The sequence below is a fragment of the Paracoccus actinidiae genome (assembly GCF_030863885.1).
Taxonomy (GTDB): Bacteria; Pseudomonadota; Alphaproteobacteria; order Rhodobacterales; family Rhodobacteraceae; genus Paracoccus; species Paracoccus everestensis.
This window is the reverse complement of record NZ_CP132956.1, coordinates 950,993-977,144: the sequence shown is the minus strand read 5'-3', so window position 1 is coordinate 977,144 and position 26,152 is coordinate 950,993. Positions and strand designations below refer to the sequence as shown.

Annotated in this window: 24 protein-coding genes, 2 tRNA genes and 2 pseudogenes; 13 read left to right on the top strand and 15 right to left on the bottom strand. The window is 65.5% G+C overall.

Going from position 1 to position 26,152, the window contains the following annotated elements:
- Nucleotides 1-8: 8 nt before the first annotated feature.
- The 6 genes from Q5701_RS04975 to Q5701_RS04950 all read right to left on the bottom strand — a co-directional run bounded on the left by Q5701_RS04975 (nucleotide 9) and on the right by Q5701_RS04950 (nucleotide 3,261).
- Entirely contained in the window at nucleotides 9-392 is a 384-nt protein-coding gene (locus Q5701_RS04975; protein WP_306754084.1) for a DUF2852 domain-containing protein, read from the bottom strand.
- A 101-nt stretch (nucleotides 393-493) separates the two neighbouring features.
- Entirely contained in the window at nucleotides 494-1,126 is a 633-nt protein-coding gene (locus Q5701_RS04970) for a TetR/AcrR family transcriptional regulator (protein ID WP_306754083.1), read from the bottom strand.
- On the bottom strand, nucleotides 1,123-1,401 hold the full coding sequence (locus tag Q5701_RS04965) for an HPr family phosphocarrier protein (protein WP_234853878.1): 279 nt from the start codon (nucleotides 1,399-1,401) through the stop codon (nucleotides 1,123-1,125). Before Q5701_RS04965 ends, Q5701_RS04970 begins: the two co-directional genes overlap by 4 nt.
- The gene (locus Q5701_RS04960) at nucleotides 1,398-1,820 is read right to left on the bottom strand and encodes a PTS sugar transporter subunit IIA (RefSeq protein ID WP_306754080.1); all 423 of its coding nucleotides are present in this window, start codon (nucleotides 1,818-1,820) and stop codon (nucleotides 1,398-1,400) included. The genes Q5701_RS04965 and Q5701_RS04960 overlap by 4 nt, the downstream gene beginning before the upstream one ends.
- Nucleotides 1,817-2,818: an RNase adapter RapZ gene (gene rapZ / locus Q5701_RS04955; RefSeq protein WP_306754078.1), complete on the bottom strand. Its 1,002-nt coding sequence runs from the start codon at nucleotides 2,816-2,818 to the stop codon at nucleotides 1,817-1,819. The genes Q5701_RS04960 and rapZ overlap by 4 nt, the downstream gene beginning before the upstream one ends.
- 32 nt (nucleotides 2,819-2,850) lie before the next feature.
- On the bottom strand, nucleotides 2,851-3,261 hold the full coding sequence (locus tag Q5701_RS04950; protein ID WP_306754076.1) for an HPr kinase/phosphorylase: 411 nt from the start codon (nucleotides 3,259-3,261) through the stop codon (nucleotides 2,851-2,853).
- 210 nt (nucleotides 3,262-3,471) lie between these two features.
- On the opposite strand from Q5701_RS04950, the pseudogene Q5701_RS04945 reads away from it, so the two are divergent.
- Nucleotides 3,472-5,052, top strand: a pseudogene (locus Q5701_RS04945) (phosphoenolpyruvate carboxykinase); the annotation flags it as partial.
- A gap of 260 nt (nucleotides 5,053-5,312) precedes the next feature.
- On the opposite strand, the gene Q5701_RS04940 reads toward Q5701_RS04945, so the two are convergent.
- Nucleotides 5,313-7,313, bottom strand: coding sequence for a PhoX family protein (locus tag Q5701_RS04940; protein WP_306754075.1), 2,001 nt, complete (start codon nucleotides 7,311-7,313; stop codon nucleotides 5,313-5,315).
- Nucleotides 7,314-7,553: 240 nt separating this feature from the next.
- Between Q5701_RS04940 and Q5701_RS04935 the strand changes: the two are divergent.
- A pseudogene (locus tag Q5701_RS04935) lies at nucleotides 7,554-8,511 on the top strand (IS630 family transposase).
- A gap of 12 nt (nucleotides 8,512-8,523) precedes the next feature.
- Here the strand turns inward: Q5701_RS04935 and argF are convergent.
- From argF to Q5701_RS04920, 3 genes are all read right to left on the bottom strand, one after another.
- Complete coding sequence (gene argF / locus Q5701_RS04930; protein ID WP_234853883.1) at nucleotides 8,524-9,450, bottom strand: ornithine carbamoyltransferase; 927 nt, start codon at nucleotides 9,448-9,450, stop codon at nucleotides 8,524-8,526.
- 187 nt (nucleotides 9,451-9,637) lie between these two features.
- Nucleotides 9,638-10,804, bottom strand: a complete 1,167-nt coding sequence (locus Q5701_RS04925; RefSeq protein WP_306754073.1) for an aspartate aminotransferase family protein — start codon at nucleotides 10,802-10,804, stop codon at nucleotides 9,638-9,640.
- Nucleotides 10,805-10,945: 141 nt separating this feature from the next.
- Nucleotides 10,946-11,764 (bottom strand): ABC transporter permease, encoded by an 819-nt coding sequence (locus Q5701_RS04920; protein ID WP_306754071.1) that lies wholly within the window; start codon nucleotides 11,762-11,764, stop codon nucleotides 10,946-10,948.
- A gap of 116 nt (nucleotides 11,765-11,880) precedes the next feature.
- On the opposite strand from Q5701_RS04920, the gene Q5701_RS04915 reads away from it, so the two are divergent.
- Together Q5701_RS04915 and Q5701_RS04910 are read left to right on the top strand one after the other, a co-directional pair.
- Complete coding sequence (locus Q5701_RS04915; RefSeq protein ID WP_306754069.1) at nucleotides 11,881-12,501, top strand: GcrA family cell cycle regulator; 621 nt, start codon at nucleotides 11,881-11,883, stop codon at nucleotides 12,499-12,501.
- 22 nt (nucleotides 12,502-12,523) lie between these two features.
- Nucleotides 12,524-12,868 (top strand): MliC family protein, encoded by a 345-nt coding sequence (locus Q5701_RS04910; RefSeq protein WP_306754068.1) that lies wholly within the window; start codon nucleotides 12,524-12,526, stop codon nucleotides 12,866-12,868.
- Here the strand turns inward: Q5701_RS04910 and nudC are convergent.
- Entirely contained in the window at nucleotides 12,865-13,812 is a 948-nt protein-coding gene (gene nudC, locus Q5701_RS04905; protein ID WP_306754066.1) for an NAD(+) diphosphatase, read from the bottom strand. The two genes, Q5701_RS04910 and nudC, sit on opposite strands and share 4 nt — an antisense overlap.
- 99 nt (nucleotides 13,813-13,911) lie before the next feature.
- Here nudC and metG point away from each other — a divergent pair, with 99 nt between their 5' ends.
- From metG to Q5701_RS04885, 4 genes are all read left to right on the top strand, one after another.
- On the top strand, nucleotides 13,912-15,630 hold the full coding sequence (gene metG, locus Q5701_RS04900; protein WP_306754065.1) for a methionine--tRNA ligase: 1,719 nt from the start codon (nucleotides 13,912-13,914) through the stop codon (nucleotides 15,628-15,630).
- 152 nt (nucleotides 15,631-15,782) lie between these two features.
- Nucleotides 15,783-17,828 carry a TonB-dependent receptor domain-containing protein gene (locus tag Q5701_RS04895; protein WP_306754064.1) on the top strand — a complete coding sequence of 682 codons (2,046 nt, stop codon included), beginning with the start codon at nucleotides 15,783-15,785 and terminating at the stop codon, nucleotides 17,826-17,828.
- Nucleotides 17,829-17,918: 90 nt separating this feature from the next.
- On the top strand, nucleotides 17,919-18,839 hold the full coding sequence (gene rocF / locus Q5701_RS04890) for an arginase (RefSeq protein ID WP_306754063.1): 921 nt from the start codon (nucleotides 17,919-17,921) through the stop codon (nucleotides 18,837-18,839).
- Between the two features lie 42 nt (nucleotides 18,840-18,881).
- Nucleotides 18,882-18,967, top strand: a tRNA-Leu gene (locus tag Q5701_RS04885).
- Between the two features lie 61 nt (nucleotides 18,968-19,028).
- Here Q5701_RS04885 and Q5701_RS04880 read toward each other — a convergent pair.
- The 4 genes from Q5701_RS04880 to Q5701_RS04865 form a co-directional block, all read right to left on the bottom strand.
- Nucleotides 19,029-19,104: transfer RNA gene (locus tag Q5701_RS04880), tRNA-Thr, on the bottom strand.
- A 78-nt stretch (nucleotides 19,105-19,182) separates the two neighbouring features.
- Entirely contained in the window at nucleotides 19,183-20,892 is a 1,710-nt protein-coding gene (locus Q5701_RS04875) for a heme biosynthesis protein HemY (protein ID WP_306754062.1), read from the bottom strand.
- A 25-nt stretch (nucleotides 20,893-20,917) separates the two neighbouring features.
- On the bottom strand, nucleotides 20,918-22,255 hold the full coding sequence (locus Q5701_RS04870) for a COG4223 family protein (RefSeq protein WP_306754061.1): 1,338 nt from the start codon (nucleotides 22,253-22,255) through the stop codon (nucleotides 20,918-20,920).
- Nucleotides 22,256-22,344: 89 nt separating this feature from the next.
- Nucleotides 22,345-23,007, bottom strand: a complete 663-nt coding sequence (locus Q5701_RS04865; RefSeq protein ID WP_306754059.1) for a uroporphyrinogen-III synthase — start codon at nucleotides 23,005-23,007, stop codon at nucleotides 22,345-22,347.
- Between the two features lie 65 nt (nucleotides 23,008-23,072).
- On the opposite strand from Q5701_RS04865, the gene tsaD reads away from it, so the two are divergent.
- The 5 genes from tsaD to Q5701_RS04840 all read left to right on the top strand — a co-directional run bounded on the left by tsaD (nucleotide 23,073) and on the right by Q5701_RS04840 (nucleotide 26,138).
- Nucleotides 23,073-24,143, top strand: coding sequence for a tRNA (adenosine(37)-N6)-threonylcarbamoyltransferase complex transferase subunit TsaD (gene tsaD / locus Q5701_RS04860; RefSeq protein ID WP_306754058.1), 1,071 nt, complete (start codon nucleotides 23,073-23,075; stop codon nucleotides 24,141-24,143).
- Entirely contained in the window at nucleotides 24,140-25,081 is a 942-nt protein-coding gene (locus Q5701_RS04855; RefSeq protein ID WP_306754056.1) for an NAD(P)H-dependent glycerol-3-phosphate dehydrogenase, read from the top strand. The genes tsaD and Q5701_RS04855 overlap by 4 nt, the downstream gene beginning before the upstream one ends.
- Nucleotides 25,078-25,353, top strand: a complete 276-nt coding sequence (locus tag Q5701_RS04850) for a YciI family protein (protein WP_306754054.1) — start codon at nucleotides 25,078-25,080, stop codon at nucleotides 25,351-25,353. The genes Q5701_RS04855 and Q5701_RS04850 overlap by 4 nt, the downstream gene beginning before the upstream one ends.
- Nucleotides 25,353-25,766 (top strand): EVE domain-containing protein, encoded by a 414-nt coding sequence (locus Q5701_RS04845; protein WP_306755340.1) that lies wholly within the window; start codon nucleotides 25,353-25,355, stop codon nucleotides 25,764-25,766. Before Q5701_RS04850 ends, Q5701_RS04845 begins: the two co-directional genes overlap by 1 nt.
- Nucleotides 25,767-25,886: 120 nt before the next feature.
- Complete coding sequence (locus tag Q5701_RS04840) at nucleotides 25,887-26,138, top strand: DUF4170 domain-containing protein (protein WP_234853898.1); 252 nt, start codon at nucleotides 25,887-25,889, stop codon at nucleotides 26,136-26,138.
- Nucleotides 26,139-26,152 lie beyond the last annotated feature (14 nt).

The window sequence follows — 26,152 nt, the reverse complement described above, 5'->3', positions numbered from 1 at the left end:
CTTTTTCGTTATTGTGCCTCGGTCTTTTCGCCGCGGTTCTGCATGAACTGGTCGAATTCGGCCTTGTCCTTGGCCTCGCGCAGCTTTTGCAGGAAGTCCACGAACTCGCGGTGCTCATCCTCCAGCCGCTTCAGCGTTTCCTCGCGATAGGCATCAAAGGCGCTGTTGCCGGTGGTGGGCGCGTAATAGCGGACGCGCGACTGACGGTTGCTACAACCAAACATGCGTTTGCTCCAGATCATATAGCCTAGAAGGGCAAGTCCAACAGGCCAGAAGGCAACAAAGCCGAGGATCATGGCGACGATCCAGGCCGCCTTGCCGCGCGCATCCAGCCAGTCGCGGGCGCGGGACAGCAGTCCCGCCGCGCGCGAGGACATCGGATAGGCGGGCATTCGGGATGATGCACTGTGCATCCAGGGAACCTCCATGTTAATGTTAATCACATTTACATAGATGGGTGGAGACAGCGGAGCGTCAAGCGGCTGCCCGAAAATTATTCGCCGATCAGGCCAAGCCCCCGCAGATAGATGATGGCGCCGCTTTCCAGCATCTCGGACGGGCCGACGGGGCTGCGCCCGCCGGGCTTGCCGCGAGAGAACAGTTCGACCACGCCATGGCTTAGCGCCCAGATGTGGTTTGCCACCATCCGGGCGGGCGGGCGGCGATCAGGGGGAAGGCGTTCGGCCATGGTTTCAGCCGCGTCGATCAGCACCCGCTGCGCCCGTTCGGATGCTGCCGACAGATCGGCATTCCCGGCGATGGAAATCCCGGATTCGAACATCGCCATGTAATATCCCGGCCGCTCGGCGGCAAAGTCCAGATAGGACTGGCCCATGCGCATGAAGGCGGTCAGCGGACGAGGCCGGCCCCCGTCAAAGGCGCGTTCCAGCCGTTCGCCGAAATCGACAAATCCCTGCCTGGCCACTTCTTCCAGCAGATCGTCGCGCCCTTTGAAATGACGATACGGAGCTGCGGGGGAAACGCCCGCCCTGCGCGCGGCTTCGGACAAGGTAAAGGCAAGGGGGCCGGTTTCCTGGATCAGCAGGGCCGTGGCGTCGACAAGGGCCTGGCGCAGATTGCCGTGATGATAGGTCTTGCGGTCGGGCACGGGATCCTGGCGCTTCACATGCCTTCGCCGAAATAATCCGACACCAGGGCTTCCAGGGCGTCAGCCAGGGCTGCGGCCTCGCGGCCACTGGTCGTGACGGTGATCTGGCTGCCGCGCGGCGCGGTCAGCATCAGAAGACCCATGATCGAATCCCCTGAGACGGCCATGCCATCCTTTTCCACCTGAGCTTGTGCGTCAAAGCGTTCGACCAGATCGACGAATTTCGCGCTGGCTCGGGCGTGCAGGCCCTTTTCATTGATGATGGCCAGCCGGCGCGTGATCGGCCCCGTCATCCGAAACGGGAACCCGTGTCGAACGCCGCCTCGACCGGGACATTATAGGAGTTGATGTATTTGCGTCCGGCTTCCTTGGCGAAAGCCACGGCATCGGGCACCGGCAGGTGCCGCGACTTGGCCAGCTTCACCAGCATCGGCAGGTTGGCACCATACAGGATGGTGCGGTCGCGCATCGCGCAGGCAGGCAGCGACAGGTTCGAGGGGGATCCCCCGAACAGGTCCGTCACCACCACCACGCCATTGCCGTCGTCCACCGAATTGGCGGCCGCCTGAATTTCCGCCGTCTTGGCCGCGCGGTCGTGATCATCCTCGATCGCGACGGCTGCAATACCGCTTTGCGGACCAACCACATGTTCGACCGCCAACAGGTATTCCCTGGCAAGGCCGCCATGCGCCACGATCACGATTCCAATCAACGCGTTCCACCACGTTCAAAACCGCGCAGCCGGACCGTTTCCTGGGGAATGCACGCGGCATCCCCCAGGGAAGACGGCGCCGGAATGCGACGTTCAAGTTCCCTATGCCTTATTGACACCGGCCAGCCCGCCTTAGCAAGCACGGCAGCCACCATTTCAGCCAAAGTGACGGAACGGTGTTGCCCGCCCGTGCATCCAAAACCGACCGAAAGATGAGATTTTCCTTCCTCAACATAGGCGGGCAACAGAAACAATATCATTTCGCATACGCGATCCAGGAATTCCGCGAATCGCGAATCACCCGCCACATGATCCTGAACCGCGGCTTCGCGCCCGGTTAGGGGACGCAGGGCCGGTTCCCAGTGGGGATTGGTCAGGAAGCGGCAATCGAACATCATGTCGATGCCGCGCGGCACGCCGCGCTTATAGCTGAAGGAGTGCAAGGAGACGGTCAGCCTGCCATCAGGCCGGATGTCGAACCACCGCGTCAGTTCCGCCTTCAGATCGTGGGGCGACAGGTCCGACGTATCCACCAGCACGTCGGCGCGCACCCGGATCGGCTGCAACAGGTCGATTTCCGCCATGACGCCTGTCGCAGGCCCGCTGTCGGGAGACAACGGATGACGGCGGCGGGTTTCGTTGTAACGGCGTTCCAGCACCTCTGGGGCGCAGTCCAGGAACAGCACCTCGGGCGCATAGCGAGGGTCACGGGTCAGCCGGTCGATCAGCTCGATCACATTGCTGGCCGAAAAGTCGCGGTTGCGCACATCCAGGCCAAGGGCCAGCGGTTCAGGACGGCTGGGACCATCCAGCAAGCGCGGGATCAGCGACAAGGGCAGGTTGTCAATGGCCTCGAAACCCAGGTCTTCCAGCACGTTGATGGCGGTGGACCGGCCTGCGCCCGACGGGCCTGTGACCAGAACCAGCCGCTGCGTCCCGTCCGACGGGACGGCAGGGTCAACAGGGGTCTTGGTGGAATCTTCGGTCAAGGCGACCATCTTTCCTGCCTGAAAAGGATGCGGACCGTCCGTCATGCGACACGCCCGCCCAGCAAAAGCTGCCGCAGCGCAGCATGAAGATGCGGTCGATAAGGCCCTGTGACAAGGGGCAAGCCCACCCCCAGCACGTCATAGATGCGCGACTGTGGCAGCCGATCCCCAGCCGCAGCCCCCAGATCGACCACCTGCGCGACCGTGACAGGCCCGGCAGGGTCCGCGCGCAGGATACCGATCCCGCGCGCCTCGATCCGGCCCGATAAGGCAGGGGGACAACTCGCAACGATTTCAACACCCTTGCGGCACAGGTCGGTTCGGTCGTCAGCCACCAGCATCGCACCCACCGCCATAAGGTCCAAGGCAAGCGTCGACTTTCCCGAACCGGACGGTCCCAGGATCATCAAGCCAGTGCCATTAATAGAGATTGTGGTCGCGTGAAGTTGCACTTCCGAATCACTCCTTCGATCCGATCATCTGCGAATTCCGCTAACACAGGGTTGAGAAACACTCTCGATGCGGACCGTTGGCGATAACATCACCTGTTTACGCTAACTGTTCGCGCCAACTTCTTTTTTGCCCTTTAGGCCGTGTTATAGGCCCCGCATACTGCTTCACGAACGTGTCGCAAGCCCAATCGAATGAGGAGCGTCGATATCATGGCCACCCGCGTAAACCCGGACTGCAAGCTTGAGGATCAGGGAATCGAGGGCCTTGGCCGGGTTTATTACAATCTTCTGGAACCGACGTTGATGACCGAGGCGGTCGCGCGCAAGGAAGGCCAGATGGGATTGGGCGGCACCTTCCTGGTGTCCACCGGGGCGCATACCGGCCGTTCGCCCAAGGACAAGTTCGTGGTCCGCACCCCCGAGGTCGAGCACTCGATCTGGTGGGAAAACAACAAGCCGATGTCGTCCGAGGCCTTTGACCGGCTGTATGCCGACATGCTGGACCACATGAAGGGCCGCGATTACTTCGTGCAGGATCTGTTCGGCGGCGCCGATGCCGACAACCGCCTGGACGTGCGTGTCGTGACTGAACTGGCCTGGCACGGGCTGTTCATCCGCCACCTGCTGCGCCGCCCGGATGCGGCGGAACTGGAAAGCTTCACCCCCGACTTCACCATCATCAACTGCCCCAGCTTCAAGGCCGATCCCGAACGCCACGGCTGCCGCAGCGAGACGGTGATCGCGCTGAACTTTGCGCGCAAGCTGATCCTGATCGGCAACACGGCCTATGCGGGCGAGAACAAGAAGTCGGTCTTCACGCTGCTGAACTATCTGCTGCCGGAAAAGGGCATCATGCCGATGCACTGTTCCGCCAACCACGCCATTGGCAACCCCGACGACAGCGCCGTCTTCTTCGGCCTGTCGGGCACCGGCAAGACCACGCTGTCGGCCGATCCCTCGCGCGTGCTGATCGGCGATGACGAACACGGCTGGTCGGACAAGGGCATCTTCAACTTCGAAGGCGGCTGCTATGCCAAGACCATCAACCTTTCGGCCAAGGCCGAGCCGGAAATCCATGCCACATGCTCGCGTTTCGGCACCGTGATCGAGAACATGGTCTTTCACCCAGACACACTGGAACTGGATTTCGAGGACAACTCGATCACGGACAACATGCGCTGCGCCTATCCGCTGGAGGCGATCTCGAACGCCTCGGAAACCAGCCTGGGCGGGCATCCGAAGAATATCATCATGTTGACCTGTGACGCTTATGGCGTGCTGCCGCCCATCGCGCGGTTGACACCCGCGCAGGCCATGTATCACTTCCTGTCGGGCTTCACGTCCAAGACGCCGGGCACCGAGGTCGGAATCGTCGAGCCGATCCCGACTTTCTCGACCTGCTTTGGCGCGCCTTTCATGCCGCGCCGGCCCGAAGTGTATGGCAAGCTCTTGCAGGAAAAGATTGCCCAGCACGGCGCAAGCTGCTGGCTGGTCAACACCGGCTGGACCGGGGGTGCCTTCGGGACAGGCAAGCGGATGCCCATCGCCGCGACCCGCGCCCTGCTGTCGGCGGCCTTGGACGGCAGCCTGAACGACGTGCAGTTCCGCAAGGATCCAAACTTCGGCTTCGAGGTTCCGGTCAGCGTGCCGGGCGTTGAGGACAGGCTGCTGGATCCGCGCCAGACCTGGGCCGACCCCGCCGCCTATGACAAGCAGGCCGCCAAGCTGGTGGGGATGTTCAGCGACAACTTCGCCCAATATCTGGGCGCGATTGACGACGGGATCCGCGCCAGACCTGGGCCGACCCCGCCGCCTATGACAAGCAGGCCGCCAAGCTGGTGGGGATGTTCAGCGACAACTTCGCCCAATATCTGGGCGCGATTGACGACGAGGTTCGCGCGGCGGCCATCGGCTGATTGCCCGCCGAAGTCGAATGGAAAGGCCGCGCGGATTGCGCGGCCTTTTGCTTTTGCGGCTTGCGGTGCGTGCAAAGCACGCACCCTACCGGATATTGGCCCTGCGTAGGGTGCGTGCTTGCACGCACCATGAACCTATCCAATCCGGCCGCCGCCCTGTTTCGTGATTGCCACCACCGCCGGGCGCACCGGCATGGCGTCGTCGAAGTCCGGCCAGCGGGTGGACAGATCCTCGTAATAGGACGGGCGGCCATGGCCTTCCCAGTCCTCGCCCCCGTCGCCCGGATGCTGGACCGCGACGAAGAAGGTAGTCATGTCCTCGGTGATGCAGGGTCCGCACAACTCTCCACCGACCGGCACGCGATAGAACAGCCGCGACGTGCCGCGCGCGGTGCCCTCGGTATCCACCGCCCACAGCCCGTCCGTGCGCCCCGTGTCCTCCATCGAATTGCCGTCGGTGGATACCCATAGCCGACCATCCGTATCGACTGCGGCGTTGTCCGGCATCCCGAACCAGCCGTTCGCCGTGGTTTCGGTCGAGAAGGTCGCGCCCACCTCGGCAATGCTGGGATCCCCGCATTTCACCAGGATTTCCCAGGTGCCGGTGGTGGCGGTGAAATCGCCGTCCTGTTCGATGATCTCGATGATATGCCCGAAGGCGTTGTCCGCGCGGGGGTTGGCGCCGTTTGCTTCCTCGCGCTTGGTGTTGTTGGTCAGCATGACATAGGCGCGGCCCGTCAGCGGATTCGGCTGGATGTCCTCGGGGCGGTCCATCGGGGTCGCTTCCAGCAGGTCGGCGGCGCGGCGGGTCTCGATCAGGACATCGGCTTGCGTCGCAAAGCCGTTGGCGGCGGTCAGCGGGCCTTGGCCCTGCACCAGCGGCAGCCATTCGACACGGCCATCATCGTGGAAGCGCGCGACATACAGCGTGCCCTCGTCCAGCAGGTCCATGTTCTTGGCGCGGTCATCGGGATTGTATTTTCCCGCCGTCACGAACTTGTAGACGTAATCGAAGCGTTCATCGTCGCCCAGATAGAAGACCACGCGGCCATCCTTGGCCACGACGCTTTCCGCGCCCTCGTGCTTGAAGCGGCCAAGCGCGGTGCGCTTTTTCGGCGTAGAGGTTGGATCCATCACGTCCACCTCGACGATCCAGCCGAAGCGGTTGGCCTCGTTCGGGTGCTTGGACACATCGAAGCGGTGGTGGAAGCGGCCCCAGGAATAGGTCGAATCCGGGATTCCCAGCCGTTCATAGTTTGTGGCTTCGGCGTGACCCTCGGGCAGTTCGCCTGTGAAATAACCGTGGATGTTCTCCTCGGCCAGGATGTAGGTGCCCCAGGGGGTCACGCCGCCCGCGCAGTTGTTGATGGTGCCAAGAACCTTGCGGCCCGAGGGATCGGCTGCCGTTTGCAGGCGCGCATGGCCCGCCGCCGGACCCGACAGTTCCATGGCAGTCTTGGCGGTGATGCGGCGGTTCAGCGCGCCGTCCAGCACCGGCTGCCATTTGCCATCCACGCGGCGTATTTCGATGATCGTGCCGCCATGGGCCGCCATCTCGATGTTCACGCGGGTTTCGTCGGCTGCGGCGATCTGGATCTCGCCGTCCTTTATGGTAACGATGCCAGGGAACATCAGATGTTCGTTGGTGTATTCGTGGTTCACGACCAGCAACCCGCGATCATCGGCGCCGTCCAGCGGGATGAAGCCCACGAAGTCGTTGTTGTAGCCGAACTGGCGTTCCTGCGCGGCCTCGGACTGGTTCAGCGGGTCGAAGTCGGGCGCGTCTGCGAACACCTTGTCGCCCCAGCGCAGCAGCACGTCGGTGTCATAGCCTTGGGCGACGTGATGGTTGGCGTCCACGCCTGCCGTCACTTCCGAGAAATCGAAGGCCGAACCCGGCACGCGGCCTTGCGCATCCGTCGCCGCCTGCACGTCGCCCGCCGACAACAGCGCGATCGGGCTGACCGTGGCGGAAATCGCCGTCACGGCCATTGCGCCTCGCAGAAAGCCGCGCCGGGAAAAGCGGGACGCGATGATCTCGCCCATGGTGCGGTTGGCGGTGGGGTTCAGGCCGGGGCCGTCGGCTTCCTCCAGCTTGCTGGTGCGAAAGATGTTGCGGGTCTGCTGGTCACGCATCGCGCTCTCCTGGCTGGTCGTTGGGGCCGGTCATGGCCTGTCGGGCAGCGGATAGGCGGGCGGTGCGACAGTGATGCGTCAGCAGTGTGAAGGTTTTTCGAAACCGCCAAGGAATGGCGAAACGCCCGGCAATGGCGGGCGTTCGCTTTATCGGCCTAAAGCGTTTCGGTAAAAACGTGAATCGCAGAGGGATTCCCACACGGCACGGTTTGTGTTCCTCTTGTTCGGGGAGGATGGATCATGTCAGCACCTTTGCCGAATGCACTCCGGACACGGTTCCAGCGGTATATCGAAGAGGGCCTGAGCGGCCGTGCCGCAGCCATGCGCTTGAAGGTGTCAGCTGCAACAGGCGCACGGTGGGCACAGTTGATCCGGACACGCGGTCACGCTCATCCCGCGCCTCAGGGGCGCCCTCTTGGGCGAGGCAAGCTCGCGCCCTTCCAGGCGTTTTTCGAGGAACTGGTCACCCAGGATCCTGACATCACGCTCTTCGAACTGCGCGACGCCCTGGCGATGGCGAAGGTGTGGAAGTTCACCATTCCTCCATTGCCGCGCTGCTGTCGCGCCTCGGCTTCACCTATAAAAAAAATCGCTGGTGGCCAGCGAACGGGGCCGCGCAAGGGTAAGGCAGGCCCGGCACGATTGGTTGACGCGCCGCTTGCCTGCAATGCGGCGTCAGCCGGAACGGCTTGTGTTTATTGACGAGACGTCCATCAAGACGAACCTTACCCGCTTGCGTGGCCGCGCTCCCCGCGGTGAGCGGCTCGCCATGGACGCGCCCTTCGGACACTGGAACAGCCAGACCTTCATCGCGGGATTGACCCAGAACGGCCTGATTGCCCCTTGGGTCATCACGGGGGCGATGGACGGGCCTGCCTTCGCCGCCTACGTCGAAAAGGTTCTGGTGCCGGAACTGATGCCCGGCACTGTTGTCATCCTGGACAACCTCGCGACACACCGGAACCTCGAGGCAGCCAAAGCCGTCAAGCAGGCTGGCTGTTGGTTTCTCTACCTGCCGCCATACTCCCCAGACCTGAACCCCATCGAGCAGGCGTTCTCGAAGCTCAAAGCGCATCTGCGCAAGCTCGGCGCGCGCACCTTTACCGAACTGTTCAACGCGCTCCGACACATCTGCGGAATGGTCACGCCCGCTGAGTGCTGGAACTACTTTCAGGCAGCTGGCTATGTCGCAGGTTAATCCCGAACCGCTTTAGACGCCCAGGCACCACCGCATCACGGCCTTCTGGGCGTGCAGCCGGTTCTCGGCCTCGTCCCAGATCACCGAATGGGGGCCGTCCATGACGGCGCTTGTCACCTCGTCCTCTCGGTGCGCGGGCAGGCAGTGCATGAACAGGCTGTCGGATTTGGCGCGCGCCATCAGCGCCTCGTTGACCTGATAGCCGCGCAACTGGTTGTGGCGGCGTTCCTTGGCCGACTGGGGGTCGTGCATGGACACCCAGGTATCGGCGATGACCAGATCGGCGCCCTCGACCGCCTGGGCCGGGTCGCGCACGATCTCGGCCCGGACGCCCTGGGCGCGTGCGAAATCAAGCGCCTCGCGTTCGGGATCCAGCGGGGGCGGGCCGCTGAAGGTGAAGTCATAGCCGAACTGGCCCGCGCCATGGATGACGCTGGCGCAGACATTGTTGCCGTCGCCGACCCAGACCACCTTCTTGCCCGCGATCGGACCGCGATGTTCCTCGAAGGTCATCACGTCGGCCATGATCTGGCAGGGATGGGTCCGGTTCGTCAGGCCGTTGATGACGGGGACGGTGGCGTGTTCCGCCATTTCCAGCAGCGTCGCTTCCTCGAAGGTGCGGATCATGATGAGGTCGACATAGCGCGACAGCACGCGGGCGGTATCTGCGATGGTCTCGCCATGGCCCAGCTGCATCTCTGACCCTGACAGGACCATGGTTTGCCCGCCCATCTGGCGCACGCCCACGTCGAAGCTGACGCGCGTGCGGGTGGACGGTTTTTCGAAGATCAGCGCAACCATGCGGCCCGCCAGGGGCTGTTCGTCGTCGGTCATGCCCTTGGGACGATTGTTGCGCGCGGTCTTCATGGCAAGCGCCTGGTCGATGATCGACCGCAGATCCGCCTTGCCGGTGGTGTGAATGTCCAGAAAATGCTTCATCTTTTCGTCTTTCGCGATTTGGACAAGGAAGCCCGCTTGGCGTTCCGCGGTCAAGAGGGGGCGCTGCCCCCACGCGCGTGCCGCGCGTTCCCCCGGGATATTTGCGTGAAGAAGAAGCGATTATCGTCGGCGGGTCAGCAGGTGGCAGGGATGGTTCCTGCCGCCGATGCCGCATCTGGGTGCAAGGTCAGCCAAGGCTTGCCGCCGCGCGGTCGAGCCGCGCCACCGCCTCGGCGATCTCGTCATCGGTGATGTTCAGGGGCGGCAGCAGGCGCAGGGTATTGTCGGCGGCGGGCACGGTCAGCAGGTGCTGGGCATAGCCCGCCTTGACCACATCCGTGGGCGCGACTTTGCATTTCAGGCCCAGCATCAGGCCCTGGCCGCGCACGGCTTCGAACACATCGGGATGGGCGGCGACCAGGCCTTCCAGCCTTTGGCGGAACAGGGCGGCCTTGCGGTTGACCTCGGCCAGGAAGGAATCATTGGCCACGATCTCCATCACCCGTGCGCCAACGGCACAGGCGAGGGGATTGCCGCCATAGGTGGACCCATGCGTGCCCGCGACCATGCCTGCAGCGGCCTGTTCCGTGGCCAGCACCGCGCCCAGCGGGAAGCCGCCGCCGATGCCCTTGGCGACCATCATGATGTCGGGCGCAATGCCCGCATATTCATGCGCGAACAGGCGGCCGGTGCGGCCCATGCCGCATTGAACCTCGTCCAGCACCAGCAGCGCGCCGTATTGGTCGCAAAGGGCACGGATCTCGCGCAAGTCGGCGTCGGGCAGCGGGCGGATGCCGCCCTCGCCCTGCACGGGCTCCAGCATGACGGCGGCGGTCTTATCGCTGATGGCGCACCGAAGCGCATCCAGATCGCCCCAAGGCAGCGTGCGGAAGCCGGGCATCAGGGGGCCGAAGCCCTTGGTCATCTTTTCCGACCCCGAGGCTGCGATGGCGCCAGTCGAACGGCCGTGAAAGGCGCCTTCGAAGGTCAGGATCTCGATGCGGTCCTGGCCCTGGTCGTGCCAGTACTTGCGGACCATCTTGATCGCCAGTTCGGCGGCCTCGGTTCCCGAATTGGTGATGAAGGCGGTATCGGCGAAGGTATGTTCGACCAGTAGGTCGGCCAGCCGTTCCTGCTGCGGGATCTGGTAAAGGTTCGAGACGTGCCAGATCTTGCCCGCCTGTTCGGTCAGCGCGGCCACCAGGTCAGGGTTGGCATGGCCCAGCACGTTCACCGCGATGCCCGATCCCAGGTCCAGGTATCGGCTGCCGTCCGTGGCGGTGGCCCAGGCCCCCTCGCCCTTGTCAAAGGCGATGGGCGCGCGGTTATAGGTCGGCAGGACGTGCGAAATCATAGGGGACTCCACGATTGGCAGGACGGAATGTGAGGGCAGGCGGGATCGGACGGTGACGAAACGTCAACGTCGGGGACGGGCTGCAAAGGCGGTCCATGCGATCATGGCATCGGCCATAGCGCCGATTCGGGCCTCGCGCAATCACGCTTTCATCCGATAGCCGGTTTTCAGCCAGTGCCAGGCCAGCCACAGGATCAGCGCGACAACCATGATGCAAACCAGCAGCCCCCGCCACACCGGCGCGTCGCTGACCCCGGTGACGCCATATCGCGCGCCGTCGATCAGGTAGAAGACCGGGTTCCAGTGCGACAGCGTGCGGAACGGCTCGGGCAGGGCCTGGACGGAGTAGAAGGTGCCGGACAGAAAGGACAGCGGCGTGATGATGAAGTTGCTGATCGCGGCCATCTGGTCGAACTTCTGCGCCAGCACTCCGGCCAGGATCCCCAGGCCCCCCAGCATCAGCGCAGCCAGCAGGACAAAGGCCAGCGTCCAGCCGGGATGCGCGATCCCCTGCCCCGTGACCAGGACCATGCCAGTCCCGATCACCGCGCCCACCAGGCCTGCGCGCACGACCGACCCCGCCAGATAGCCTGCCAGCAATTCCCCCGCCGACAAGGGCGGCATCAGCGTGTCCACGATGTTGCCCTGCACCTTGGCCGAGGTGATCGAGCTGGACGTGTTGGCGAAGGCGTTCTGGATCACCGTCATCATCAGGATGCCCGGCCCCAGGAAGACCAGATAGGGCAGGCCCATCACCTGTCCCCGCCCCTGCCCCATGGCCAGGGCAAAGATCAGCACGAACAACGCCGCCGTCATCAAGGGCGCAAAGATCGTCTGCTGCCAGACGGCCATGAAGCGCATCACCTCGCGCCTGGCGAGGGTTAGCAAGCCCAGCCAGTTGACGCGGCCGAAACGGCGCACGCCCATGGCGGGGGTTTCGGTGCGGATTATGGGCGGCATCAGGCGGTCCTTGAATTTCTGCGCATCGGCGGCTAAATCTCGGCATCCCGTTTCTGACGGGGGCAATCGCAGGTTTCAAGATGGGGCGGCGCAGATGCACGCCCGGAAAGGCAGCCATGTCCTGGACGGATGAACGCGTCGAGACGCTGAAGCGCATGTGGTCCGAAGGCCAGTCCGCCAGTGCCATCGCCAAGGAACTGGGCGGCGTGACCCGCAACGCCGTGATCGGCAAGGTTCACCGCCTTGGCCTGTCGAACCGCAACGACGAACCCGAGCCTGCCCCCGCGCCCGCCCCGGAGCCCGTTGCCGAAAAGAAGGCGGACCGCAAGCCGGCCCCCGCCGCCCAAGCCGCCCCGCGTCCCGAACCGCAGCAGCCGTCCGAGCCTGCCGCCCCCGCGCGAGAGGCTCCCGCCGAGGAAGAACCCGTGTCCCAGCCCGTTTTCACCCCCGTTCCGCGCCGCCCCATCGTGCCGGCGGGCCAGCCCCTGCCGCCGCAGCCTTCCGCCAACGAGATCAGCCCGGAAACCCTGGCATCCGTCCGCGAGGTGGAAAAGCGTGCCAAGAAGCTGACCCTGATGGAATTGACGGAACGCACCTGCAAATGGCCCATCGGCGATCCTGCGACCGACAAGTTCTGGTTCTGCGGATTGCCCAGCCAGGCGGGCAAGCCTTATTGCGACGCCCATGTCAGCGTGGCCTTTCAACCGATGAGTTCGCGGCGCGACCGGCGGCGGTAAGGCCTGCCACAGGGGTTTGATCATGATGCGCCTGTCTTGCCTGACCCTTGCCATGACCGCCCTCCTGTCCGGTCCCGGACAGGCGCAGACCACCCTGTCCCTGCCCCTGGACGGCGCAACGCTGGATGACATCACTTATTTCTGCGACGGCGGCGCCCTTGTGCAGGTCAGCTACCTTGACGCCGGGCCGAACAGCCTGGCGCTGTTGCCAATTGACGGGGAACAGCGGATCTTCGTCAATGTGATCGCGGCATCGGGCGTGCGCTATGTTTCGGGCGAATACGAATGGTGGGCCAAGGGCCGCAACGCCAGCCTGACCAATGCCACGGACGACGCCGCCACCCGGTCCTGCGTGCAGACGGATTAAAGGCCCGGCACCCGGCCTTCGACCCAGGCGCGCAGGATCGTCTGGGCGATGGCACCCTTGCGCGCCGGCCGGATGCGGTCGTGCTTTCCGGCCAGGGCATTCGCCATCTCGGCCTTGCCGGCCCACAGCGCGTCTTCCAGTTCAACGGGGTCGATGGTGATCGCGCTTGTTTCGGCCCGCGCCACGCAACCGATCATCAGGGATGCGGGGAACGGCCAGGGTTGAGAGGTCAGATAGCGGACGGCACCCACCCGGACCCCTGTTTCCTCGTGAACCTCGCGGCGCACGGCTTCCTCGATCGTTTCGCCCGGTTCGACGAAACCGGCCAGCAGGGAATACATCCCGTCGTCCCAGCCGGGCTGGCGGCCCAGCAGCACGCGGTCGCCGTCCAGCACCAGCATGATGACGACCGGATCGGTGCGCGGGAAATGCGGGCGCTTGCAGGCCGGACAGTCGAAACGCCAGCCGGCATGGGCGACGATGTTGCGCGCCCCGCAATTGGAACAGAACCCGTGACTGCGGCGCCATTCGAAGATGCCCTTGGCCGGGGCGGCGATGGCGGCATCGCGATGATCCAGGTTGCCCAGCACGGCGCGCAGGTCGATGAATCCTTGCGACGCGGGCAGGCCCAGGTCGGTGGCCGGCTCGCCGTCGGGCGGCGTCAGGCCTGACAGGTCAATGGCGAAATGCGCGCTGCCGCCGTCGTCCAGACCCAGGAACAGCGCCGTATCGGCCTGTTCCGCCACGACCGGATCGGTCGCCCCCCACCAGACCAGCCGCGGACCGGCATCCGTCGAATCGAACAGCGGCTTGCCTTGCCAGAAGGGCAGCACGCGGCTGGCGGGATCGGCCAGATATCGCGCCATGGCCCCGCCGTCGCCGCGCAGCCGGTCGGCGCGGTCCAGGTAGCTGCCGCCAAAGGTGATTTCGGATTCGTCGATCATGGCCGTGACGCTGCACCGTCTGGCGGGCGGCGGCAAGCCCCGGCACTTTTCATCGCAGCCCAAGACGGCTAGAGACGGTGCGACCCAAAGGACGCAACCATGGCCCGCCATCTCATTACCTCTGCCCTGCCCTATATCAACGGCATCAAGCACCTGGGGAACCTTGTCGGATCCCAGTTGCCCGCCGATCTTTACGCCCGTTACCTTCGGGCGCGGGGGCACGAGGTGATGTTCATCTGCGCCACCGACGAACATGGCACGCCCGCCGAACTGGCCGCCGCCAAGACGGGCGAACCCGTGGCCGATTACTGCGCGCGGATGCATGGGGTGCAGACGGAACTGGCGCGCGGCTTTGGCCTGTCCTTCGATCATTACGGCCGGTCCTCCAGCCCCCGGAACCACGCGCTGACCCAGCATTTCGCGGGCCGCTTGGCCGAGAACGGCTTTATTTCCGAGGTCAGCGAAAAGCAGGTCTATTCCGTCGATGACGGCCGCTTCCTGCCCGACCGCTATATTGAGGGCACCTGCCCCAATTGCGGCTATGACAAGGCGCGCGGCGACCAGTGCGAGAATTGCACCAAGCAGCTTGACCCGACCGACCTGATCGACCCGCGCAGCGCCATCAGCGGAAGCACCAACCTTGAGGTGCGGGAAACCAAGCACCTGTACCTGCGCCAGTCGGCGCTGAAGGACCAGATCAGCGACTGGATCGACAGCAAGACCGACTGGCCGATCCTGACCACCTCGATCGCGCGCAAATGGCTGGACGACGGCGAGGGGTTGCAGGACCGCGGCATCACCCGCGACCTGCATTGGGGCGTGCCGGTCAGGCGCGGCGACCAGCCCTGGCCGGGGATGGAGGGCAAGGTCTTCTATGTCTGGTTCGACGCGCCCATCGAATACATCGCCGCCACCGCCGAATGGGCCGACGCGCATGGCAAGACGGAGGCCGACTGGCGTCGCTGGTGGCGCCGCGACGAAGGCGCGGATGACGTGACCTATACCCAGTTCATGGGCAAGGATAACGTCCCCTTCCACACCCTGTCCTTTCCCGCCACCCTGATCGGCTCGGGCGAGCCCTGGCGGATGGTCGATTACATCAAGTCCTTCAACTATCTCACCTATGACGGCGGGCAGTTCAGCACCTCTCAGGGGCGCGGCGTCTTCATGGACCATGCGCTTGAAATCCTGCCCGCCGATTACTGGCGGTGGTGGCTGCTGTCCCACGCCCCCGAATCCGGCGACAGCGAGTTCACCTGGGAGAATTTCCAGCAATCCGTGAACAAGGATCTGGCCGATGTCCTGGGCAACTTCGTCAGCCGCATCACCAAGTTCTGCCGGTCCAAGTTCGGCGAAACGGTTCCCGAGGGTGGCGAATACGGTCCCGAGGAAACCCGGCTGATCGACACGCTGACCACCCGCATCCGCGCCTATGAAGGCTTCATGGCCGCGATGGAGGTCCGCAAGTCGGCCGGTGAACTGCGCGCGATCTGGGTTCTGGGCAACGAATACCTGCAATCCGCAGCCCCCTGGTCCACGCACAAGACCGACCCGCAAAAGGCCGCGATGCAGGTGCGCCTGGGCCTGAACCTGATCCGCTTTTATGCGGTGCTGTCCGCGCCCTTCATCCCCTTTGCCGCCAGGTCGATGCTGGAGGCGATGGGAACCACGGATGAGGCTTGGCCCGACGACGTGGCGGGTGCCCTGACTGCGCTGGCGCCCGGCCATGCCTTCTCCGTGCCAGAGGTGCTGTTCGCCAAGATCAGCGACGAAAGCCGCGCCGAGTGGGAAGAACGCTTCAAGGGCGTTCGGACCTGACAGGGATCCTGTGGCCATCAAGCCACAGGAAGGCCCTCGATCCCCTGCGAAAACTTGAGGCAGCAAGGCTGGGCGGTTAATCCGACAGAAATACCCACGAATGCGGCACAGCGAACTCAGGAAGAATCAAGGATTTATGCCTGGACTTCATCATGCCTCTTGCCTTTCGCCTTTCGGCCCTTCTTCTTTCCGCCACTGCCTTGTGCGGCCCCGCCGCTGCCCTTGCGCAGACCCAGGCCGCCCCAACCGTATTGGAGGAGATCGTCGTCACGACCGCGTCGGGCATCGCGACCTCCATCCAGGACGCGCCAGCCTCGATCACGGTAATCGACCAGAAAGCGATCCAAGCCAGCGGCGCGCGCAATGTCAAGGACGTGCTGCGCACGGTGCCAGGCCTGAACCTGACGCGCGGCAATGACGGCAATTCGAACGTCTCGTTCCGGGGCCTGTCCAGCAGCCGCACCCTGACCCTGGTCGATGGCAAGCGCATCAGCAGCCGCAACACATTCGCCCGCCATTACCAAGGCGACCTGCAAATCGTTCCCCTGGATGCCATCGACCGGATCGAAGTCGTGCGCGGTCCCATGTCCACCCTTTATGGATCGGATGCGATGGGCGGGGTGATCAACATCATCACCCGAAAGTCGAGCGACGCCTGGACCGGATCGGTCACGACCGATTTCGGCATTGCGGACGACAACACCACTGCCGACAGCCGGTCGGTCTCGGCCTATCTGTCGGGTCCGCTGGGCAGGAACCTTTCCCTGTCGGCCTGGGGCAAGCTGGCGGAAACGGAATCCCCCGAAGCCTATGGCTTCACCGAAAGCCGGGGCGAGTTGATCCCGCAATATTCCACGAACGGGATCCGCACCCAGAGCCTGGGTGCGCGCCTGACCTGGACCCCCGGCGACGGCATGGAATGGGGGGCCGAGGCGCAGTCTTCAGTCGACGACTACCTGGCGCCCGACAATGGCCCGACGGAAAACGAGGTCACCCGCCACAGCATCGGCCTAACGAACGAATGGCAATTGGGCGGGGGACAGCTGTCCAGCTATCTGCGCCACGAGGCGTCGGAAAACAAAAGCCGGAACACCGATACGGGCGATTTCGACGATGCCATCGATTATGACGCGACGACGCTGGAATCGCGCTATACGTCTGCGGCAACGCTGGGCGGGCAAGCGCTGGACTATACCCTAGGCGGGTTGATCGCCCATGAAAAGCTGCGCGATCCGAACACCACGGCGGATGCGCTGATCGAAGGCTCGGCCACAACGGCGGCGCTTTACGGAGAGGTTCGCACGGACGTGACCGACGCGCTGAGCCTGACCGGAGGCCTGCGCGTGGATCATCACGAGGATTTCGGCACCCATGTGACCCCCCGCATCTATGCCAATTACCGGATCAGCGACGCGCTGATGCTGAAGGCGGGCTATTCCCAGGCCTTTGTCGCGCCCGGCCTGCGCAACCTGAACCCGAACTATCGGATGGGTTCGCGCGGCAACGGCTGCAAACCCTATCCCGGTCCCTGCACGATCATCGGCAACCCCGACCTGCAACCCGAAACCTCGGACAATTATGAAATCGGGCTGAACTATCAGGGCGAACGGACCAGCTGGGAGGTGACGGTCTTTTACAACGATGTCGAGGACATGATAAACGCCCGCAGGATCCGCCCGGCCGATCCTGAAAATCCCGATGACACCGCCTTGTTTCAGCGCGACAACTTCGATTACGGCAAGACCGCCGGGATCGAGGCGGGGTTCGAACATGACCTGACCGACAACCTGGCCTGGACCACCTCGGCCACCCATATCGCCAAGTCGGAATTCAAGTATGGCGATTTCGACACCGCCTATCCGATGGCCACGACCCCGGAATGGAACGTCACCACTGGCCTTGCCTGGCAGGCCACCGACCGCCTGAACCTGTCGGGGCAGGTCACCTATGTCGGCAAGCAGGCGGGCTTTGTAATCGAGGAGGGGCTGACGGTGGGCGATGACGAACAGGCGTCTGTTCCGGCGGGGCAGAACAGCAAGGCCTATTACCTGGTCGATGTCGCGGCGGCTTTCGACCTGACCGACGACACCACGCTGAACCTGGGCATCGACAACCTGTTTGATGACCAGCCCGAATCAGAGGTGGATTACCGCGAGGATGGCCGCCTGTTCAAGATCGGGCTGACCACCCGCTTCTGACCCCGTGTCGCGAACCGGCCTGCGCCCGGTGGTGGACCTTCGCCGCCAGGCGTGTTCTTTTCGGGTCACCCGGCCCAAGGAGACGCGACCATGACCCATTGCATCTTGATCGGCGCGCCTGTCGACGAAGGCCAGCGCCGCCCCGGCTGCCTGATGGGACCGGCGGCCTATCGCGTGGCGGGATTGCCGGGAACCCTGACGGCCCTGGGCCACACGGTCCAGGACAGGGGCGACGTGCTGCCGGGTGCCATCCCCGACCTGTCCTGCGCCAACCCTGCCGTCCACCACCTGCCCGAGATGATCGCCTGGACCGATGCGCTGCGGGATGCCGTGGCCGGAGCCTTGCCCGACGGGCTGCCGATCATCATGGGCGGCGATCACGCGCTTGCGCTTGGCAGCGTGGCGGGGGCGGCAATCCACGCGCACGCCACGGGCCGGCCCTTGTTCGTGCTGTGGCTGGACGCGCATAGCGACATCCACACGGTCCAGACGACGACATCGGGAAACCTGCACGGCACCCCCATAGCCTATGCGCTGGGGCTGCCGGGCTTTGATCCCTTTCCGTCCTTTCCCCATCCGGTGCGGGGCCAAAACATCTGCATGTTCGGCATCCGCAGCGTGGATCCGGCCGAACACGCCGCCCTTGTTGCCATCGACATCACGGTGAACGACATGCGGGTGCTGGACGAACAAGGCATTGTCGCCCCGTTGCGGACATTCCTGGACCAGGTCGCGGCGGCGAACGGGATGCTGCACGTGTCGCTGGACGTGGATTTCCTGGACCCGTCGATCGCACCCGCCGTAGGCACCACCGTCCCCGGTGGAGCCACCTTCCGCGAGGCGCATCTGGTCATGGAACTGCTCCACGAATCTGGCTTGGTCACGTCGTTGGATCTGGTGGAACTGAACCCGTTCCTGGACAACCGGGGCCGCACGGCCAAGCTGATGGTCGATCTGGTCGGCAGCCTGATGGGCCGCAAGGTCTTCGACCGCCCCACCCGCAGCTTCTGAAAGCCTTGCCAATTGCCCCCCTGCCGGTTAGCGACAGGGAACGCGGGCGTGGCGGAATGGCAGACGCATGGGACTTAAACTCCCTGGGGCGCAAGCCCGTGCGGGTTCAAGTCCCGCCGCCCGCACCAGTTTTCCCCCGGAAACGCAAGACGGCCAGCCCCGAAGGACCGGCCGTTCCTGGATCAACCATGGTGCCGCTGAAGGGACTCGAACCCCCGACCCCATCATTACGAATGACGTGCTCTACCAGCTGAGCTACAGCGGCATCTGGTTGTGCGGCGCCGGATAGCAGGTTCCAGCCCAAGGGAAAAGGGGGCGCAGCACTTTTTCTGCGCCCCTTCGGTCAGGGCCGGGTCTTGCCCTCGGTCCAGTCCGCATCCTCGGGCGGAAGGACATCGGGACGGATCAGGGTCGGTTCGGGCTGTACGGCCGGCGCGGGCCGAACCAACGGCTGCGGGTCTGCGGCCATGACCTCGACCCGGACGGGCACCGGTTCGGGCGTGGTGATGGTATGGGCGGGTTCGACCGTCACATAGTCGCTTTCACGCGGGACCATCCCCGGGGCCACATCGGCGATCTCCACCCTGCGGACCTTGGAGGTCTTGCCCTCGGGTTCCACGACCGGCCTGACCGGCTCGTCTTGCCGGACCGCGTCCTCGACCACAGGGGCCGATGGCTGGGGCTTTGGCGCGCCGACCAGCAAGGGCAGCATTTCAGCGCCCGGCGCCGCCATGGCGCCGGTGCCCCTTGCCTGGGGTTCCCGCCAGGTCAGCGTGTCAAAGCCGCCGCAACTGTCGCAAACCGGCGCCCAGTCCGACATCACGTTGTGGCATTTGTCGCAAACCCATTGCGGGCCGCGCGAGGCGGTCAGCGCGCGCGCCAGATATCCGCGCACGACGCTGTCGTCCGCGCCTTCGCCCCGCTCCACCGCCGCCATGATCGACAGCGTGCGCACGGTCGGATGCTTTTCGGCCAGATCGCCCAACGCGCGGCGGGCGCCGGGGAAATCCTCGGCCGCCAGCAGCAGTTCGGCGCGCAGCAGGCGCGATTCCTCGTCGTTGGGGTTCTTGGCGATCAGCCGGTCGAACCGGGTCAGACGGGCGGAAGGCGTCTCATCGGGCACGATCTCGGCATAAGCCGAGGCCACGTCGGGATGGGGCCGCACCGACCAGGTCTTTTCCAGCACGCGGGATGCATTGCGGTAATCCTTTTGCGCGATATAGCTGCGCGCGGCCAGGACCGCCGCCGGGATCAGGTCCGGGGATGCCTTGTTGGCGGAAATCGCCGCCTCTCGGGCGCTGATGGAATTGCCGTGGGCCAGAACCTCGCTGGCTTCCTGCAAGGCCAGCACGGCATCGCGGCGGATATGCACATCGGAGGGCAGATCGCCCTGACGGCGCTTGTCCTTCAGCAATTGCCGCGCGCCCTTCCAGTCATGTTCCCGCATTTCCAGATCCAGCAGCGTATCCTGCAGATCGCGGTGACGGGGCTTGAGGGCATAGGCCTTCTGCGCCAGCAGCAAGGCGGTTGCCGTGTCGCCGTCTTCCATCTTCTGACGCATCAACCCGCGAATACCTACAAAGCGGGTGCGGTCGTCTTCCAGCAGCGTGCGATAAACCTGGCCCGCGCGGGTCTTGTCGCCCGCCACCTCGGCCGCTTGGGCGGACAGCAGGTTGGTGATATGGGGCATGTTCAGGTATTTCTCGGCCTTGGCGGCCTTGTCCTGGGCCAGCTTGCCTTCGCCCGATGCCACGGCCAGCATCCCCTCGCCCAGGGCCTCGTATCCCTTGCGTTCGCGGGACCGGGCGAAATAGCGGTCGATGGCCGTTTCATCCCCCGCGATGAAGCGGATAAAGGCCAGGACCAGGCCCAGGGCCTTGAAGACCAGCCAGGCCAGAACCATCAGCACCAGCAGCGCCACGACCGCCTTGACTGGGGTCAGCGCGTATTCCGTGCCGGCATATTCGATGCGCAGCATCTGGCCCGTTTCGGACAACTGCACCGCCCCAAGCGAGACGACCAGGACCACGGCGAAGAAAAACAGGATTTTCAACAAGGACAGCAGCATTGCCCGGACCTCAGTTTGAAGGGGCGGACAGGTCGGACAATGCCGCCTGCGCATCGCGATAGGACACGGCCCCGGCCAGCCATTCGGCCATGGCGGGGGCGGCACGGGCGTTGTCGGACAGGGCTTCGATTTCCGTCACGGCATCCGCAATGCGGCCCGCCTGGACGGCTTCGTCGGCGCGGGACAGGATCGCATCCGGATCGCTGCCTTCGCGCGCCTCGACCGACCGGGCGCCGGTCTGGGCCCGCAGGAAATTGGTCAGCAGGTTGCCATTGCCTGCCGCACTGTCCCCGCGCAGCGATGCGCGCAGGCCGGCGCGCGCCGCCTCGGGAAAGCTGGCTTGCAGGCTGTCCAGGCTGGGCACGTCCCGGGTCAGGGCCTCGGGCGCCTCAAGCCCCGCGCCTTCCAGCGTTTGCCGCGCCTCCTCCGGTGTCACGCCCCGGTCCAGGGCGGATTGCAGGGCGGCGACGGCGGCCACGGCTTCGGCCCGGCGGGTGCTTTCGGCGGCGGCTTCCTGCAACTGCTGCGCCTCGGCCTGGGCTGCATTGATCTGCGCCTGCGCGGCCTGGGCTGCGGTCTGGAGCTGTTGTTCCAGGGTATCGGCCTCAGCCGCCAAGGCCTGCACGCGCGCGGCCATGTCGGGGTCGATCTGCGGACGGGCCGTCAATTCTTGGATTTGGGCGGCTTGCGCTTCGATCTGCTGGCGCATTGCGGCCAGATCCTCGGGCGTAGGACCGGCGGGGGTATCTGCCGCCGCGGCTTCGGGCTGTGCCGCAGCCAGTTCGCTGCGCAGTGCATCGACCTGTTCGGCGGCCGCAGCCTGGGCTGCGGCAACCGCATCGCTGCGAATTGCAGCCACATCCACCTCGGGGGCGGCTGCAACGGGCTGGGGGACCGCCTGTCCGGGCAGCCAGTCCGCCGGCAGATGCGGCAATGCCCAGATTGTTGCCGCCGATCCCAGGCCTGCGGCGACCACCCCGCCCAGGAACACCGGCCAGAAGCCGGTCTTTTTCACCACGACCTTTTGCGCCGGTGCTGGTGCGGATGTTTGGACCGGGATGTCGCGCGGCGCGGGTTCCGGCATGGCAGCCTTGGGGGGGGCATCGGATCCGGCCGCGTCCGGCTTGCGCGCGGCGGGGGGATGCTGGCCGGTCTTGTCGCCCAGCAGGGTCGATTCGACGGGCTTCATCTCTCCCTCTTGCGCCGATGCGGCACGTCCGTCCCATGCACCGATATCGGCTTGGGCAATCACGCCGGGCGTGGCCGCATCCTTTTTCGGCATCAGGGGGGTCTTGTCCTGCGGGGTTTCGGATTTGCTGTCGCTTGTGGTCTTGTCTGGCTTTTTCACGTGGTATCCCCGTCTCGCGGCAGCACGCATGGCCGCGCCTGGCCCGCAGCCTAATGAGGCCGGAGGCGCTTCTCAACCCGCCCTGCGCATCATTGTTCCGCCAAAGGCAGGCTGCGGATGGCCGCGGCCATGGCCGCTGCATTGGGCCGCTGGGCCACGGCATGACCGGCGGCGGGCGCGGCCCAGGCGGCCCAGGCGGCATCGCTGATCGCCACCGGCCACAACGGCGCCCTTGCCCCCCGCCCGGCATCCGCCACCAGACGGGCGCTGCGCGGGGAAAACAGCGGCAGGATCACCGGGGCCGTTCCCGCCAGCAACGCCGCCGCCTCGTTGGTCAAGGGGACGGCCTGCTGGTCATACACGACCATCCCCGGGACCGGCAGGCGTTTTGCCAGATGCCGGCCATGCGGGTGGATCAGCGGCACCCCCGCCGCCTCGATCAGCGGCAGCAGGCTTTCGGCAAAGCCATTGCCCGTCCGAACGTCAAATCCCGCCGCGCGCGCAACCTGCCCGGTATGCCCGCCCACGCACAGCGCCAGCCGTCCCCGCCCCGCCCCGGCCGCGGGCACCGCATGGGCGGAGGTGAACACCAGCCCCGGCGCATCGCGCAAGGCGGCGGCGTCATGATCCACCGCCACGATCCGCAAGACCGGCGAAATCACCGCTGGCCAGTCGGGCAGCATTGACGCGAACCGCCGCGAATCCTGCGGCGGGCGGGTCAGCAGCAGGACAGGCCGCTTGGCGCTGGACATTGGCATCCCCCGTGACCGATGCTAGGGCCTGACGCGTAAGCGCCATTTCCCCGCCCGGCAAGAGCATGAACGATACCCAGATTTTCCTTGGCATCGAAAGCAGTTGCGACGACACCGCCGCCGCCCTTGTGACAGGCGACCGGCGGATCCTGGCATCCGTGGTCCACAGCCAGACCGCGCTTCACGCCGATTTCGGCGGCGTGGTGCCGGAAATCGCCGCGCGCGCCCATGCGGAACGGCTGGACCTGGTCGTGGAACAGGCGCTGTCCCAGGCGGGCGTCCCGCTGTCCGATGTGGCGGCGGTCGCGGTCACGGCGGGACCGGGGCTGATCGGCGGGGTGATGGCGGGCGTCATGTGCGCCAAGGGCATCGCCGCCGGTGCGGGCCTGCCGCTGATCGGCGTGAACCACCTTGCGGGCCATGCGCTGACCCCGCGCCTGACGGACGGCATCGGCTTTCCCTATCTGATGCTGCTGGTATCGGGCGGACATTGCCAGTTCCTGCGCGTGGACGGACCGCAGGATTTCACCCGCCTGGGCGGCACCATCGACGATGCCCCGGGCGAGGCCTTTGACAAGCTGGCCAAGCTGCTGGTCCTGCCACAGCCCGGCGGTCCGTCCGTGGAATCCGAGGCCGCGTCCGGCAATCCCGACCGCTTCGCCCTGCCCCGCCCGCTTCTGGACCGTCCGGGATGCGATATGTCGTTTTCCGGCCTCAAGACCGCCGCGCTGCGGCTGCGCGACCAGTTGATCGCGGACCAGGGAGGCCTGCGCCAACAGGACCGTGCGGACCTGTGTGCCGCGTTCCAGCAGGCTGTGGCCGAGGTTCTGGCCGAAAAATCCCGCAGGGCGCTTGCGGCAAGCCCGACCCCGGTTCTGGCCGTCGCGGGCGGTGTCGCCGCCAACCGCACCATCCGCGCGGCCTTGGAACGCGTGGCGCAGGATTCGGGCGCGCGGTTCCTTGCCCCGCCGCTTGCGCTTTGCACCGACAACGGCGCGATGATCGCCTGGGCCGGGGCGGAACGCTTTGCCCTGGGTCATCGCGACGGCATGGACCTGGCCGCCCGCCCCCGCTGGCCGCTGGATCAGGACGCGGCCCCGATGCTGGGCAGCGGCAGGAAGGGTGCCAAGGCATGAGCATCGCGATCCTGGGTGCGGGCGCATTCGGCACGGCGCTTGCGGTGGCCTTGTCCGCGAACGGCCCTGTGACGCTGTGGGCGCGCGACATCCGCTGGGGCCGCGACAACCCGCGCCTGCCGGGGGTCACCCTGCCCGATGCCATCCGCATCACCGATGATCTGCCCACGGCCACCCAGGCCGATGCGCTGCTGATGGCCCTGCCCGCCCAGGCGCTTGGCGGCTTCCTGGCCGATCACGCGGCGCTTCTGGACGGCAAGCACCTGGTCAGCACGGCCAAGGGCATCGACCTTGCCCAGTTGACCGGTCCGTCCGTCCTGCTGTCCAACGCCTGTCCGCGCGCAACCGTGGCGGTCCTGACCGGCCCGTCCTTTGCGGCTGACATCGCGCGCGGGCTGCCCACCGCCCTGACGCTGGCCTGCGCCAACGCTGGGGTGGGCAAGGCGCTGCAACACGCGCTGTCCACCCCGGTCCTGCGGCTTTACCGGACCACTGACGTGACAGGCGCCGAACTCGGCGGCGCGCTGAAGAACGTCATCGCCATCGCAGCGGGCGTCGTGATCGGCGCGGGCCTGGGCGACAGCGCGCGGGCCGCCATCGTCACGCGCGGCTTTGCCGAGATGACCCGCCTTGCCGCCCGCCTGGGCGCGCGCCCCGAAACGCTGACCGGCCTGTCGGGCCTGGGCGACCTGACATTGACCTGCACCTCGGCGGGGTCGCGCAACTTCCGCTATGGGCAGGCGCTTGGCGCGCGCCAGCCGTTCGACAGCACCACCACCGTCGAAGGCGCGGCCACCGCCCGCGCCGTCGCGGCCCTGTCGCACCAGATCGGCGAGGATATGCCGATCGCCGCCATGGTGGCCCGCCTGGCCGAGGGCCGCATGACCGTGGACGACGCGGCCCAATCCCTGATGACCCGCCCCTTGAAGGAGGAATGATGCCCCTGTTCGCCGTGATCTGCCGGGACAAGCCCGGCGCCCTGCAAACCCGCCTGGATACGCGCGATGCGCATCTGGCCTATCTGCACGACAGCGGCATCGTCCGCATGGCCGGCCCGCTTATAGAACAAGGCCAGATGTGCGGATCCCTGCTGGTCGTCGAAGCCGATGATCTGGCCGCGGCGCAGGACTGGGCGGCAAAGGATCCCTACAAGGCCGCCGGGCTGTTTGGCAGCACCGAGGTCGTCGAATGGAAGAAGGTGATCGGCTGATGGCCTTCTGGCTGTTCAAATCGGAACCCGACGTGTTCGGCTGGGACGACCTGGTCGCCAAGGGTGACGCGGGCGAGGAATGGGACGGGGTGCGCAACTATCAGGCGCGCAACTTCATGCGTGCGATGAAGACGGGCGATCTGGGCCTGTTCTATCATTCCAACATCGGCAAGGAAGCCGTGGGCATCGTCCAGGTCATCGTCGAGGCCCATCCCGACAGCACGGCGGACGATCCGAAATGGGAATGCGTGGACATCATGGCCGTGAAGCCCCTGCCCCGCCCGGTTTCGCTGGACCAGGCGAAACAGGAACCGGCGCTCAAGGACATGGTGCTGGTCAACAACTCGCGCCTGTCGGTCCAGCCTGTCAAGGATGACGAATGGGCCGCGATCATGAAACTGGCGGGGCTATAGCTTTTGCCTTGGGCAAAATATCCCACGGGGGCCCGGGGGTGTGAAACCCCCGGCTTGCCGCTTCCTCTCGCCGCGCCACCGCGTTAGGGTCCGGGCGACATCCAACAGGGGAAGACACCCATGAGCCAGCGTCTGCATCTTGTCTTTGGCGGCGAGTTGACCGACCCGCAGGGCACCCAGTTCCGCGACACCGACGCCATCCACATCGTCGGCATCTTCCCCAATTACCAGGCCGCCTATGATGCCTGGAAGGCGGAATCGCAGCGGACGGTGGACAGCGCCCATACCCGTTATTTCATCGCCCACCTCCACCGCCTGCGCGACGAGGAAGCCGCCGCCAGCCCGACCGAGGAGCTGGAGGTCCGAGGCTGATCGCCCAGGTTCGG

Bases quoted from the DNA above. Each gene is read 5' to 3' on its own strand.
- Q5701_RS04975 (WP_306754084.1), bottom strand. From the start codon at position 392: ATGCCCGCCTATCCGATGTCCTCGCGCGCGGCGGGACTGCTGTCCCGC.
- Q5701_RS04965 (WP_234853878.1), bottom strand. From the start codon at position 1,401: ATGACGGGGCCGATCACGCGCCGGCTGGCCATCATCAATGAAAAGGGC.
- rapZ (WP_306754078.1), bottom strand. From the start codon at position 2,818: ATGGTCGCCTTGACCGAAGATTCCACCAAGACCCCTGTTGACCCTGCC.
- Q5701_RS04940 (WP_306754075.1), bottom strand. From the start codon at position 7,313: ATGCGTGACCAGCAGACCCGCAACATCTTTCGCACCAGCAAGCTGGAG.
- argF (WP_234853883.1), bottom strand. From the start codon at position 9,450: ATGAAGCATTTTCTGGACATTCACACCACCGGCAAGGCGGATCTGCGG.
- Q5701_RS04925 (WP_306754073.1), bottom strand. From the start codon at position 10,804: ATGATTTCGCACGTCCTGCCGACCTATAACCGCGCGCCCATCGCCTTT.
- Q5701_RS04920 (WP_306754071.1), bottom strand. From the start codon at position 11,764: ATGCCGCCCATAATCCGCACCGAAACCCCCGCCATGGGCGTGCGCCGT.
- Q5701_RS04915 (WP_306754069.1), top strand. From the start codon at position 11,881: ATGTCCTGGACGGATGAACGCGTCGAGACGCTGAAGCGCATGTGGTCC.
- Q5701_RS04910 (WP_306754068.1), top strand. From the start codon at position 12,524: ATGATGCGCCTGTCTTGCCTGACCCTTGCCATGACCGCCCTCCTGTCC.
- nudC (WP_306754066.1), bottom strand. From the start codon at position 13,812: ATGATCGACGAATCCGAAATCACCTTTGGCGGCAGCTACCTGGACCGC.
- metG (WP_306754065.1), top strand. From the start codon at position 13,912: ATGGCCCGCCATCTCATTACCTCTGCCCTGCCCTATATCAACGGCATC.
- Q5701_RS04895 (WP_306754064.1), top strand. From the start codon at position 15,783: ATGCCTCTTGCCTTTCGCCTTTCGGCCCTTCTTCTTTCCGCCACTGCC.
- rocF (WP_306754063.1), top strand. From the start codon at position 17,919: ATGACCCATTGCATCTTGATCGGCGCGCCTGTCGACGAAGGCCAGCGC.
- Q5701_RS04865 (WP_306754059.1), bottom strand. From the start codon at position 23,007: ATGTCCAGCGCCAAGCGGCCTGTCCTGCTGCTGACCCGCCCGCCGCAG.
- tsaD (WP_306754058.1), top strand. From the start codon at position 23,073: ATGAACGATACCCAGATTTTCCTTGGCATCGAAAGCAGTTGCGACGAC.
- Q5701_RS04855 (WP_306754056.1), top strand. From the start codon at position 24,140: ATGAGCATCGCGATCCTGGGTGCGGGCGCATTCGGCACGGCGCTTGCG.
- Q5701_RS04850 (WP_306754054.1), top strand. From the start codon at position 25,078: ATGATGCCCCTGTTCGCCGTGATCTGCCGGGACAAGCCCGGCGCCCTG.
- Q5701_RS04845 (WP_306755340.1), top strand. From the start codon at position 25,353: ATGGCCTTCTGGCTGTTCAAATCGGAACCCGACGTGTTCGGCTGGGAC.
- Q5701_RS04840 (WP_234853898.1), top strand. From the start codon at position 25,887: ATGAGCCAGCGTCTGCATCTTGTCTTTGGCGGCGAGTTGACCGACCCG.